We start from the raw sequence: 12,126 nt of genomic DNA on the forward strand, positions 1-12,126 counted from the left end.
CGCAATGCCGCGATCCGCGTGGTCTTCATCACGCTCGACAACCATCTGTCGGGCGCGGTCGACCGGGCCGAGTCGCTGCTGGTCAAGGACATGCCGGGCCTGTCGATCGGCTTCCACGCCGCTGCCGACTGGGGCCGCGATCCCGGCGCGCTCGATGCCGCACGCGCCGATATCGCCCACGCCGATATCGTCATCGCGACGATGCTGTTCCTCGAGGATCATGTCCGCGCGATTCTGCCCGCGCTCGAGGCGCGCCGCGAGCAGTGCGATGCGATGCTGGGCCTCATGTCCGCAGGCGACATCGTCAAGCTCACCCGCATGGGCGGCTATCGCATGGATGCGCCGGCACGTGGTCCGCTGGCGCTGCTCAAGAAGCTGCGCGGCTCGCCAAAGCCGGGCGGCAATTCGGGCGCGGGGCAGATGAAGATGCTGCGCCGCCTGCCCAAGATCCTGAAGTTCATTCCCGGCACCGCGCAGGACGTGCGCCATTATTTCCTGACGCTGCAATACTGGCTGGCGGGCAGCGACGACAATGTCGTCTCGATGATCCGCGGGCTGATCGACCGCTATGCCGCGGGCGAGCGCGCTGCGCTCAAGGGCACCACCCCCGCCCAGGCGCCGCGCGACTATCCCGAGATCGGCCTCTATCACCCCGGCCTGTCCGAGCGTATGACCGAGGATGCCGCCCGCCTGCCGCGCAGCGCCGAGGCCCGGGGCACCGTCGGCCTGCTGCTGCTGCGCTCCTATCTGCTTGGCAAGGATGCCGGCCATTATGACGGCATGATCGCCGCGCTCGAAGCGCGCGGGCTCAATGTCATCCCCGCCTTTGCCAGCGGTCTTGATGGCCGTCCGGCGGTAGCGAAATATTTCGTCCGCGATGGCCATCCGCTCGTCGATGCGGTGATCAACCTGACCGGTTTCTCGATGGTCGGTGGCCCGGCCTATAATGACGCGGCGGCGGCGGAAGAGGTGCTCGCCGGGCTCGACCTGCCCTATATCGCCGCGCACCCGATCGAGTTCCAGAGCCTCGAGCAATGGGGTTCGCGCCACCAGGGGCTGCTGCCGCTCGAAGCGACGATGATGGTCGCCATTCCCGAGCTCGACGGTGCGGTCATCCCGCATGTCTTCGGCGGACGGTCCGACGGATCGGGCGAGCCATGCCAGGGTTGCGCGCGCAAGTGCCTGTTCACCGCGCCCGATGCGATGCGCGCGATGCAGAGCTGCCCCGAGCGCGCCGAGTCGCTGGCGGCCAAGGTCGAGGCTCTGGTCGCGCTGCGCCGCTCCGAGCGCGCGAAGCGCAAGCTCGCGATCGTCCTGTTCAACTTCCCGCCCAATGCCGGGGCGACCGGCAGCGCGGCGCATCTCGCCGTGTTCGAATCGCTCCACGCCACGCTCCACCGGCTGGCGGCAGAGGGCTATGACTGCAATCCGCCCGCCACCGTCGATGCCCTGCGCGATGCGATCCTCAAGGGCAATGCCGACCGGTTCGGATCGGACGCCAATGTCGCGGTGCGCATCTCGACCGACGACCATGTCTGCAACGAACCGCATCTGCGCGCGATCGAGAAGCAATGGGGCCCCGCGCCGGGCAAGATCCAGAGCGACGGCTGGTCGATCCATGTGCTCGGCAAGCAGTTCGGCAACGTGTTCGTCGGCGTCCAGCCCAGCTTCGGCTATGAGGGCGATCCGATGCGGCTGCTGTTCGATGGCGATTTCGCCCCGACCCACGCCTTTGCCGCCTTCTATCGCTGGATCCGCGAGGAATTCCGCGCCGATGCGCTGCTGCATTACGGCACGCACGGCGCGCTCGAGTTCATGCCGGGCAAGCAGGCCGGGCTGTCGGGCGATTGCTGGCCCGACCGGCTGCTGGGCAGCGTCCCCAATTTCTATCTCTATGCCGCGAACAATCCGTCCGAGGCGATCATCGCCAAGCGGCGCTCGGGCGCGACGATCGTGTCCTATCTCACCCCGCCGCTCGCACAAGCCGGGCTGTACAAGGGATTTGCCGATCTCAAGGCGCTGGTCGAACGCTGGCGCGCGCTGGCGGGCGAGGGCGTCGAGCGCGCAGCGCTCGAACTGATGATCCGCGATGCCGCAGCCGCGCTCGACATCGACGGCAGCGATATCGCCGCGCTGGCGGGCAATCTCTACGAGCTCGAACGCGCGCTGATCCCGTTCGGCCTGCACGTGCTCGGCAGCCAACCGCAAGGCGAGGAGCGCGAGGCGTTTCTCGACGCGCTCACCGCAGCCGACAATGGCGCGGGCCGCGCCGAACTCGATGCCAAGCTCGCCGCCAATGACGAGCTTGGCGCGCTGATCCACGCGCTCGACGGCGGCTATGTCCGCCCCGCGCCGGGTGGCGACATATTGCACAATCCCGAGGTGCTGCCCACCGGACGCAACACGCACGGCTTCGATCCCTTCCGCATCCCCAGCGCCTTTGCCTGCGTCACCGGCGCGGCCCAGGCCGATGCGCTGCTCGCCCGGCATGTCGAGGCAGGTGAGCCATTGCCCGAGAGCATCGCGATGGTGCTGTGGGGCACCGACAATCTGAAGAGCGAGGGAACGCAGGTCGCGCAGGCGCTGCACCTGATGGGCGCGCGCCCCCGGTTCGACACCTATGGCCGGCTCGCCGGTGCGGAGCTGATCCCCCTGGCAGAGCTGGGCCGTCCGCGCATCGATGTCGTCGCGACCTTGTCGGGCGTGTTCCGCGACCTGCTGCCGTTGCAGACGCGGATGATCGCCGAAGCCGCCTGGCTCGCTTCGACTGCCGAGGAGCCCGAAGCGCTCAACTTCATCCGCAAGCATTCGCTCGCCCATGCCACCAAGATGGGCTGCGACATGGAGACGGCAGCGCTGCGCGTCTTCTCGAATGCCGAGGGCGCATACGGCGCGCAGGTCAACATGATGATCGATGGCGGCGCCTGGGCCGATCCGGACGAGCTGGCCGAAGCGTTCGAGACGCACAAGGGCTATGCCTATGGCCGCTCGGGCGCACCGATGAAGCAGCGCGAGCTGCTCGAAACCGCCCTGGCCTCGGTCGATTTTACCTATCAGAATCTCGATTCGGTCGAACTCGGCGTCACCGATATCGATCAATATGTCGATGCGCTGGGCGGCGTCAGCCGCTCGGTAACGCGCGCGCGCGGCGGCAAGGCGGCGCCGGTCTATATCGTCGATGCCACCGAAGGCGCGGCCAAGGTCCGCACGCTCGCCGAACAGATCGACCGCGAGACGCGCACCCGCATGCTCAACCCGAAATGGTATGAAGGCATGCTGCGCCACGGCTTCGAGGGCGTGCGCCAGATCGAGGGACATGTGACCACGACCATGGGCTGGTCGGCGACGACCGGCGAGGTCGCGCCCTGGGTCTTCCAGCAGATCAGCGAGACCTATGTGCTCGATGCAGAAATGCGCGCGCGGCTTGCCACGCTCAACCCCAAGGCCTCGGCTCGGGTGGCGGAACGGCTGCTCGAGGCATGCGACCGCCGGCTTTGGGAACCGGATGCCGCAACCCTGGCGGCGCTCCGCGCGGCCGCGGACGATATCGAAGACAGGCTCGAAGGCCTGATTGCAGCAGAATGACGGGAGAGAGTTGATATGAGCCTTCTGGACCATGGCAGTGCGCCGCCAGCCTTTGGCGAAGGCAGCACCCAGGTCGCGCTCGACCCGCGCGACGAGATTACCGGCGCCAAGGTGTTCGCCGTCTATGGCAAGGGCGGCATCGGCAAGTCGACCACCTCGTCCAACCTGTCGGCCGCGCTGTCGCTGCTCGGCAAGCGCGTGCTGCAGATCGGCTGCGATCCCAAGCATGACAGCACCTTCACGCTGACCAAGAAGCTGATGCCGACGGTGATCGACGTGCTCGAAACGGTCGATTTCCATCACGAGGAACTGCGGCCCGAGGATTACATGTTCGAGGGCTTCAACGGCGTGATGTGCGTCGAGGCGGGCGGTCCGCCGGCGGGCACTGGCTGCGGCGGCTATGTCGTCGGCCAGACGGTCAAGCTGCTCAAGCAGCACCATCTGCTCGAGGATACCGATGTTGTGATCTTCGACGTGCTGGGCGATGTGGTGTGCGGCGGCTTTGCCGCGCCGCTCCAGCATGCCGAGCGCGCGGTGGTCGTGGCGGCCAATGATTTTGACAGCATCTTCGCGATGAACCGCATCGTCGCCGCCATCAAGGCCAAGTCGAAGAATTACGAGGTCCGCATGGCGGGCGTCATCGCCAACCGCTCTGCCGCGACCGACGAGATCGACCGTTTCAACGAGGCGACCGGCCTCAAGCGCCTCGCGCATTTCCCCGATCTCGACGCGATCCGCCGCAGCCGCCTGAAGAAATGCACGATCTTCGAGATGGATTCGACCCCCGAGATCGAGGCGGTGAAGAACGAATATCTGCGCCTCGCCGCGACGCTCTGGGCGGGCACCGATGCGCTCGACGCGATGCCGATGAAGGATCGCGAGATATTCGAGTTCCTGGGGTTTGAATGATGGCCAGCCACGCCCCCCGCTCGACCTATGACGCCTATCGCGGGCGGCTGGAGGATTATTTCGACCGCACCGCGCGGCAGAACTGGGTCGATCTGACGAGCGACACCAAGGTCAGCGGCATCCGCGCCACGGTGCGCGCGGGCCGCGACCGGATGCGCGCGATGCTGCTCGATTGGCTGCCTTATGATCTCAAGGGCAAGCGCATTCTCGATGCCGGATGCGGCACCGGCGCGCTCGCCGTCGCCGCGGCGCAGCTCGGCGCAGAGGTGGTCGCGATCGATATCTCGCGCGGGCTGGTCGATGTGGCGCGCGAGCGGGCGCCTTCGGGCCTTTCGATCGACTGGCGCGTCGGCGACATGCTCGATCCGGCGCTTGGGTCTTTCGACCATGTCGTCGCGATGGATTCGCTCATCCACTATGAAACCGGCGATATCGTCGACGTGCTCGCGGCACTTGCCGACCGCGCGCCGTCGATCGCCTTCACTTTCGCACCGCGGACACCCTTGCTCGCGGCGATGCATGCCACCGGGAAGCTCTTTCCCAAATCCGATCGCGCACCCGCGATCGTCCCGGTGGCCGAAGCGAAGCTGCAGAGACTGCTTGCCCAGCGTCTCCCCAGCCATGGCATCGCCGCGAGCGAACGCATTGTCAGCGGCTTCTATACCAGCCACGCGATGCTGGTGGCGCGCGGATGAGCCTGTCGGGCGCCTCGACCCGGTTCTTCGCCGGACTTGGAACGCAGTTCCTGCCGTTCGCCGATGCGGCAAGCGCGGAGCTGCCGATGGGCCGGTTGCTGCGCCTGTCGCTGTTCCAGGTGACGGTGGGCGTGGCGACGGTGCTGCTCAACGGCACATTGAACCGCGTAATGATCGTCGAGCTAGGCACACCGGCGTGGCTGGTCGCGCTGATGATCGCCATCCCGCTGCTCGTTGCGCCCTTCCGCGCGCTGATCGGCCACAAGTCGGACTATCACAAGTCGATGCTCGGCTGGCGGCGCGTGCCCTATATCTGGTTCGGTTCGCTGCTGCAGTTCGGCGGCCTGGCGATCATGCCCTTCGCGCTGCTGCTGCTCTCGCGGGGTGATACCTTCACCATCGGGATGATCGCGGGCGCGCTCGCCTTCCTGTTCACGGGCCTGGGCATGCACACCACGCAGACCGCAGGCCTGGCGCTGGCGACCGATCTCGCGCCCGAGGATACCCGGCCGCGCGTCGTCGCGTTGATGTTCGTGATGCTGCTGGTCGGCATGATGGGCGCGGCGTTCGTGATGGGCTCGCTGCTCGCCGATTTCAGCGCCACCCGGCTGGTCGCGATCGTGCAGGGCGCGGCGATGTTCACCATGGCGCTCAACGTCATCGCGCTGTGGAAGCAGGAGGCGCGCGCGCCCTCGACCACCCGGCCCGAGCGCGCAACGCCCAGGTTCGCGACCGTCTGGCGCGAGTTCACCTCGGAGGCGCGCAATGCCCGGCTGCTGCTCGCCATCGGCTGCGGCACCGCAGCGTTCAGCATGCAGGACGTGCTGCTCGAACCGTTCGGCGGCGAGGTTCTGGGCATGTCGGTGGGGGCGACCACCTCACTGACCGGGCTCTGGGCATTCGGCATGCTGGCCGCCTTCGCGCTTGCCGCGCGGCGGCTGAGTGCAGGCGCCGATCCGCTGCGGCTCGCAGGCTTCGGCGCGGCGATCGGCATGCTCGCCTTTGCGATGATCCTGTTCGCAGCGCCGCTCGAAGCGAGCTTTCTCGTCTTTTCGGGCGCACTGACCATAGGGCTCGGCGCGGGGCTGTTCTCGGTCGGCACGCTGAGCGCGATCATGGCCATTGCCGGAAGCGGCAGGCACAAGGGATCGGGCCTGGCGCTCGGTGCCTGGGGCGCGGTGCAGGCCAGCGCCTCTGGCCTGGCGGTCGCCGCCGGAGGCCTGATCCGCGATGCCGTCTCGTCGCTCGCGCTCGCCGACCGCATCGGCGAGACCCTCGCCTATCGCGCCACCGGATACGGCACCGTCTATCTGATCGAAATCGTCCTGCTGCTCGTCACGATGGTCGTGCTTGGCCCGCTTGTCGGGGGCCAGCCGATCGATGAATCCGCCCCGCAACCGCGGTTCGGCCTCACCGAATTTCCGACATGAGGGTCTTGAAGAAGAGAGGTAAGCGCCATGTTTAACGGCAATATCGTGGGGAATATCGATGTCGCATCGATCGCCTTCTGGGCGTTCGTGCTGTTTTTCATCGGCCTGATCTACTATCTCAGGCGCGAGGATCGGCGCGAGGGCTTTCCGCTCGAAGACGACCTGACCGGGCGTTCGCTGGGCATGGGCGGTCCGCTGCTGCACGCGGCACCCAAGACCTTCAAGCTGCCCTTCGGCCGCGGCACGGTCTCGACCCCGACCATCGGCAAGGAAAAGTTCGACATTGCCGGACGCCGTGTCAGCCCGTTCCCCGGTGCACCCTATGTGCCCACCGGCAACCCGCTGACCGACTGTATCGGCCCTGCTGCCTATGCCGAGCGCAGCCGCCTTCCCGATATCGACGCGTTCGGCAACAACCGCATCGTGCCGATGGCGCTGGAGCCCAGCTTCTCGATCGCGCGCGGTGATCCCGATCCGCGCGGCATGACCGTGATCGGCGCCGATGGCGCGGTTGCGGGCACCGTCGCCGAAATCTGGGTCGATCGTTCCGAGCATCAGGTGCGCTATCTCGAGGTCGTCACTGCCGAGGGCGTGCATGCGCTCGCGCCGATGATGATGGCCAAGGTTCGCAAGTCCGCCCGTCAGATCGTGGTCGATGCGATCAACGCCGCGCAGTTTTCCGGTTGCCCGCAGGTCGAGACCCCCGGTCAGATCAGCCGCTACGAGGAAGACAAGATCTCGGGCTATTTCGGTGGTGGCTATCTCTATGCCAACCGCGCCCGGCAGGAGCCGCTGATATGATCACGGAATATGACGACGAGCCCGTCCGGGGTCTGCCCGGCGAGCTCCCGCAAGGGGAGACCCTGCTCTGGCAGGGCTCGCCCGATTGGCGGCTGCTGGCGCGCAGTGCGTTCTTCACGCGCATCGTCGGCCTGTATTTCGCCGCGCTCGTCGCGCTCGCCATCTACAATGGCAGCACCGGCGGGGTGATCGCGACCGCGATCGCCGGGGCGCTCGGGGTGGGGCTGCTGATGCTCTATGCCTGGGTGGTGGCGCGCACGACCGTGTACACGCTGACCAGCCGGCGCGTGGTGCTGCGCATCGGCGTCGCGCTCAACATGTGCATCAACCTGCCGCTCGCCAAGATCGGCGGCGCAAACCTGCGTCCGCTCGGCCCGACCGAGGGCGATCTCGCGCTGCAGCTGATCGGCCCGCACAATCTGGGCTATCTCGTGTTGTGGCCGCATGCGCGCCCTTGGAAGCTCGGTCATCCCGAGCCGATGCTGCGCGCGCTGCCCGATGCGGCGGTGGTCGGCGAGCGCCTTGCGCGCGCCGTCGCGGCGATCGCGCCGGTTGATCGCGCGCAGCAGGCCAGTGCCGCAGCGGGTGAGGGAGTGCCTGCGCATCTTCAGGGAGCCATCGCATGACCAGCGCATCGCACAGCCATAGCCACCATGGGTCGCACGGCGGCCATGGCCATAGCCATGAGAATACCGTGCCCAAGGGCGCGCTGGTGATGGCGTGCGGGGTGGTGCTGTTCACGCTGGCGCTGACCGGGGCAACCCAGCTGGGCTGGATCGCGCCCTCGCCCTCGGCCAGCGACGTTCGCGCGGCCGAAGCGGCGACCCCGCTTCAGTCGCGCGTGCTGCGCTTTGCCGATGCGCAGAATGGCAAGGTCATGGTGACCGACGCCGTCACCGGCGAGACAGTGCATGTCTATGGCGAGGAAGGCAGCGGCTTCATCCGCGGCGTGCTGCGCGGCATGGGCCGGGGCCGCCATGTGCGCGGTATCCCGATGGATGCGCCGTACGAGCTCAACCACTGGAGCGACGGCTCGCTCTCGCTCACCGACACCGCGACCAATCGCGTCGTCGAACTGGGCGCGTTCGGCCCGACCAACCGGGCGACGTTCCAGGCGCTGTTGAAATGAGGGGGCTGAAATGATGAGCCTGTTGCGCCAGCCTTCCTTCGATACGCCCTGCCGCATCCAGGTGGAGCAGAGCGAGGCGCATTTCCATGCGCATGTCGAGCTGGACGGCGATGTCGCGATCCAGCCGGGCGACAAGGTGCGCGTGCATGGCGACCCGATCATTGTCGGTTTTGGCGAGTCCATTTTGATCCAGCGCATGGCGACGGTGCACCCGGCGGGTCCATTGCTGCGCGCATGGACGAAGCTGACGGCGATGGGCGAGCTCAAGGAACTGTACGAGGTCAGCTTCACCACCAGCCGGTGGTGAGCGCGGATGTTCAGACAAACAACGGGAGTGGTGCGATGAACATGCAGACGAAAGTGAAGGCGGCAGGCGCGGCCAGGCTGGCCGATACGCCCGACACCATGGCGCTGGCGACGCAGGAAACCGTGCTGTCCCCGCGCTTCTACACCACCGATTTCGATGCGCTGGACGCGATCGACGTCAGCCTGGTGCGCGCCGAATGGGACCAGCTGATGGCGGACATGGAAGGCGACCCCAACAAGGCGCATTTCCGCCGGTCCGAAAGCTTCGACGGCGTGATCGAATCGCTTGAACCCGCGCTGCGCCGCGAATTCATCGATTTTCTTGTCAGCTCGCTGACCTCGGAATTTTCCGGCTGCATCCTTTATGCCGAGATCGCCAAGCGGACCAAGAACCCCGACGTCAAGAAGCTGTTCAAGCTGCTCGCGCGCGACGAGAGCCGCCATGCCGGGTTCATCAACGAGGTGCTCAAGGATGCCGGGATCGGCATAGACCTCTCGTTCCTCACCAAGACCAAGAAATACACCTTCTTCAAGCCCAAGTTCATCTTCTACGCGGTCTATCTGTCCGAGAAGATCGGCTATGCGCGCTATATCGCGATCTACCGGCATCTCGCGCGCAACCCGGAAAACCGCTTCCACCCGATTTTCAACTGGTTCGAGCAATGGTGCAACGACGAGTTCCGCCATGGCGAGGCGTTCGCGATGCTGCTGCATGCGGACCCCAAGCTGCTCACCGGCATGAACCGCTACTGGATCAAGTTCTTCATCCTCTCGGTCTATGCGACGATGTACGTACGCGACCACAGCCGCCCGGTCTTCCACGCTGCGCTCGGCGTCGACCCGACCGATTACGACTACCGCGTGTTCGACATCTGCACCGCGATCAGCCGCCAGGTATTCCCGGTCGAGATCGATACCGACAATCCGGCGCTGCGCGCGCAGATGGAAAAGCTGCGCCTGGCCTCGGACCGCATCGCGGCGGGCAAGGCGCGCGGCGGCCTGGGCGGGCTAATGCAACGCGCGGGCGGCATGATCGGCGCAGGCGCCGCCTTTGCCCGCATGTACTTCATGCCCGGCAAGCCCAATGCGCTGCCCTCCACCATCCGCCTGCAGCCGGCCTGGTAATCCATGAGCCTGCACGGCCATATCCTGCCTGCGTTCATCGTGCTGCTGGCCTGGTTCGGCAGCACGGGCGTGGTCGCCTGGCTCGCCAATCGCGGCAAGGCGACCTTTGCGCGGAGCCTCTCCTGGGCGGGCTTTGCCGCGGGCATCTGCCTGTGCGTCATCGTCTGGGCAGCGCATGGCCATGGCGTGGGCGGACCTTCGGCGCTCGATGCGTATATCAGCTTCGGTGCAGCACTGGTCATCTGGGGCTGGCTCGAACTGACCTTCCTCACCGGCATCGTCGCCGGGCCCCGCCGCACCGCCAGCGATCCGCAGGCGCGCGGCTGGCGGCGCTTTGCCGATGCCGCCGCGACGCTGATCCATCACGAGCTTGCCATTGCCGTGGTCATGGTGATGCTGGTCTCGCTCACCTGGAACAGCGCCAATCCCACCGGCGCGGTGATCTTCAGCCTGCTGTTTGCGCTGCGCCTTTCTGCCAAGCTCAACCTGTTCGTCGGCGTGCCGAACATGAGCGACGAGATCATGCCGGGGCATCTCGAATATCTGAAGACCTATTTCGGCCCGCGCCGCCTGCATGGCGCGCTGGCCTTCAGCCTGGTCGCGCTTGCGGCACTGTCATTGTGGCTGGGCGCGCGTGCGCTCGCCGCGCCCGATGACAGCTTTGCCGCGGTCAGCGCGACCCTGGTCTTCACGCTCGCGGCGCTCGGTGCGCTCGAGCATCTGTTTCTGGCGCTGCCGTTTCGCGACGGCGCGCTCTGGCGCTGGGCCTTGCCCGACGCTCGCAAGGGATAAAGAAGGAGAGTGGTTATGGACTATGAGGGGTTTTTCCAGAGCGAAATCGATACGATCCGCGACGAGGGCCGCTATCGCATCTTCGCCGAGCTGGAACGCCATCGCGGCCGCTTTCCGCACGCCACGCGCTATACCAATGAGGGGACCGACGAGGTCACCGTCTGGTGCTCGAACGACTATCTCGGCATGGGCCAGCATCCCGATGTGCTGAAGGCGATGCACGACACGCTCGACCAGTGCGGCGCGGGTGCGGGGGGCACGCGCAACATCTCAGGCACCAATCACCACCATGTGCTGCTCGAGCGCGAACTCGCCGATCTGCACGGCAAGGAGGCGGCGCTGCTGTTCACCTCGGGCTATGTCTCGAACTGGGCGGCGCTCGGTACGCTTGCGGCCAAGCTGCCGAATTGCGTGGTGCTGTCCGACGCCGGCAACCATGCCTCGATGATCGAGGGCATCCGCCACAGCCGCGCCGAATGCCTGAAGTTCAAGCATAACGATCCGGAAGATCTCGACCGTCTGCTCGCCGGCGTCGCGCCGGGCCGACCCAAGCTGGTCGCGTTCGAGAGCGTCTATTCGATGGATGGCGACATCGCCCCGATCGCCGAGATTCTCGACGTGTGTGAAAAGCACGGTGCGATGAGCTATATCGACGAGGTCCATGCCGTCGGGCTCTATGGCCCGCGCGGTGGCGGCATTGCCGAGCGCGAAGGCCTGATGGACCGGATCACCGTGATCGAGGGCACGCTGGGCAAGGCGTTCGGCGTGATGGGCGGCTATATCGCCGCTTCCGCAGCCTTGTGCGATTTCGTGCGCAGCTTTGCCAGCGGCTTCATTTTCACGACGGCGCTGCCGCCCGCGCTCGCCGCCGGGGCCACCGCCAGCATCCGCCACCTCAAGGCCAGCCAGATGGAGCGCGCGCGCCACCAGGAGCGCGTCGCCAAGGTGCGCAAGCGGCTGGACCTGATGGGCATTCCCCATCTCGACAATCCCAGCCACATCATCCCGGTGATGGTCGGCGATCCGCACAAGTGCAAGCGGATCAGCGACTGGCTGCTGGAAAATCACGGCATTTACGTGCAGCCGATCAACTATCCCACCGTGCCCAAGGGGACCGAGCGGCTGCGCATCACGCCTTCGCCAGTGCACAGCGATGGCGATTGCGACAAGCTGCTCCACGCGCTGAGCGACATCTGGTCGCAATGCGAACTGGCGCGGCGGGCCGTGGCGGCCTGAGCGCTACCGAAGCACCCTCGTCATGCCCGCGCACGCGGGAGTCCCGCTTTTTCTTCTGACATCGGAAGAAGAGGCGGGACCCCCGCCTTCGCGGGGGTGACGATGAAGTGGCATGGTG

Annotated in this window: 11 protein-coding genes; all 11 read left to right on the forward strand. The window is 66.4% G+C overall.

Annotation, left to right across the window (positions count from 1 at the left end; genetic code table 11):
• Positions 1-3,585: magnesium chelatase subunit H (locus AX735_RS10370; RefSeq protein WP_231750084.1), on the forward strand; the 3,585-nt coding region annotated here is incomplete at its 5' end.
• A 15-nt stretch (positions 3,586-3,600) separates the two neighbouring features.
• On the forward strand, positions 3,601-4,494 hold the full coding sequence (gene bchL / locus AX735_RS10375; protein WP_066279402.1) for a ferredoxin:protochlorophyllide reductase (ATP-dependent) iron-sulfur ATP-binding protein: 894 nt from the start codon (positions 3,601-3,603) through the stop codon (positions 4,492-4,494).
• Complete coding sequence (gene bchM / locus AX735_RS10380) at positions 4,494-5,189, forward strand: magnesium protoporphyrin IX methyltransferase (protein WP_066279405.1); 696 nt, start codon at positions 4,494-4,496, stop codon at positions 5,187-5,189. Before bchL ends, bchM begins: the two co-directional genes overlap by 1 nt.
• A complete protein-coding gene (locus AX735_RS10385; RefSeq protein ID WP_066279413.1) occupies positions 5,186-6,619 on the forward strand; it encodes a BCD family MFS transporter in 1,434 nt (477 codons plus the stop codon). The genes bchM and AX735_RS10385 overlap by 4 nt, the downstream gene beginning before the upstream one ends.
• Positions 6,620-6,646: 27 nt before the next feature.
• The gene (puhA, locus tag AX735_RS10390) at positions 6,647-7,420 is read left to right on the forward strand and encodes a photosynthetic reaction center subunit H (RefSeq protein WP_066279419.1); all 774 of its coding nucleotides are present in this window, start codon (positions 6,647-6,649) and stop codon (positions 7,418-7,420) included.
• A complete protein-coding gene (gene puhB, locus AX735_RS10395; RefSeq protein WP_066279422.1) occupies positions 7,417-8,046 on the forward strand; it encodes a photosynthetic complex putative assembly protein PuhB in 630 nt (209 codons plus the stop codon). The genes puhA and puhB overlap by 4 nt, the downstream gene beginning before the upstream one ends.
• On the forward strand, positions 8,043-8,549 hold the full coding sequence (gene puhC / locus AX735_RS10400) for a photosynthetic complex assembly protein PuhC (protein WP_082751031.1): 507 nt from the start codon (positions 8,043-8,045) through the stop codon (positions 8,547-8,549). Before puhB ends, puhC begins: the two co-directional genes overlap by 4 nt.
• 10 nt (positions 8,550-8,559) lie before the next feature.
• Positions 8,560-8,856, forward strand: a complete 297-nt coding sequence (locus AX735_RS10405) for a hypothetical protein (protein WP_446471803.1) — start codon at positions 8,560-8,562, stop codon at positions 8,854-8,856.
• A gap of 35 nt (positions 8,857-8,891) precedes the next feature.
• On the forward strand, positions 8,892-9,980 hold the full coding sequence (gene acsF / locus AX735_RS10410) for a magnesium-protoporphyrin IX monomethyl ester (oxidative) cyclase (protein WP_082751032.1): 1,089 nt from the start codon (positions 8,892-8,894) through the stop codon (positions 9,978-9,980).
• A 3-nt stretch (positions 9,981-9,983) separates the two neighbouring features.
• Complete coding sequence (gene puhE / locus AX735_RS10415; protein ID WP_066279424.1) at positions 9,984-10,772, forward strand: putative photosynthetic complex assembly protein PuhE; 789 nt, start codon at positions 9,984-9,986, stop codon at positions 10,770-10,772.
• A 15-nt stretch (positions 10,773-10,787) separates the two neighbouring features.
• Positions 10,788-12,008 carry a 5-aminolevulinate synthase gene (hemA, locus tag AX735_RS10420; RefSeq protein WP_066279427.1) on the forward strand — a complete coding sequence of 407 codons (1,221 nt, stop codon included), beginning with the start codon at positions 10,788-10,790 and terminating at the stop codon, positions 12,006-12,008.
• Positions 12,009-12,126 lie beyond the last annotated feature (118 nt).

The organism is Blastomonas sp. CCH1-A6, assembly GCF_001556365.1.
Classification (GTDB): Bacteria; Pseudomonadota; Alphaproteobacteria; order Sphingomonadales; family Sphingomonadaceae; genus Blastomonas; species Blastomonas ursincola.

Bases quoted from the DNA above. Each gene is read 5' to 3' on its own strand.
- AX735_RS10385 (WP_066279413.1), top strand. From the start codon at position 5,186: ATGAGCCTGTCGGGCGCCTCGACCCGGTTCTTCGCCGGACTTGGAACG.
- hemA (WP_066279427.1), top strand. From the start codon at position 10,788: ATGGACTATGAGGGGTTTTTCCAGAGCGAAATCGATACGATCCGCGAC.
- acsF (WP_082751032.1), top strand. From the start codon at position 8,892: ATGAACATGCAGACGAAAGTGAAGGCGGCAGGCGCGGCCAGGCTGGCC.
- puhB (WP_066279422.1), top strand. From the start codon at position 7,417: ATGATCACGGAATATGACGACGAGCCCGTCCGGGGTCTGCCCGGCGAG.
- puhE (WP_066279424.1), top strand. From the start codon at position 9,984: ATGAGCCTGCACGGCCATATCCTGCCTGCGTTCATCGTGCTGCTGGCC.
- bchM (WP_066279405.1), top strand. From the start codon at position 4,494: ATGGCCAGCCACGCCCCCCGCTCGACCTATGACGCCTATCGCGGGCGG.
- puhA (WP_066279419.1), top strand. From the start codon at position 6,647: ATGTTTAACGGCAATATCGTGGGGAATATCGATGTCGCATCGATCGCC.
- puhC (WP_082751031.1), top strand. From the start codon at position 8,043: ATGACCAGCGCATCGCACAGCCATAGCCACCATGGGTCGCACGGCGGC.
- bchL (WP_066279402.1), top strand. From the start codon at position 3,601: ATGAGCCTTCTGGACCATGGCAGTGCGCCGCCAGCCTTTGGCGAAGGC.
- AX735_RS10405 (WP_446471803.1), top strand. From the start codon at position 8,560: ATGATGAGCCTGTTGCGCCAGCCTTCCTTCGATACGCCCTGCCGCATC.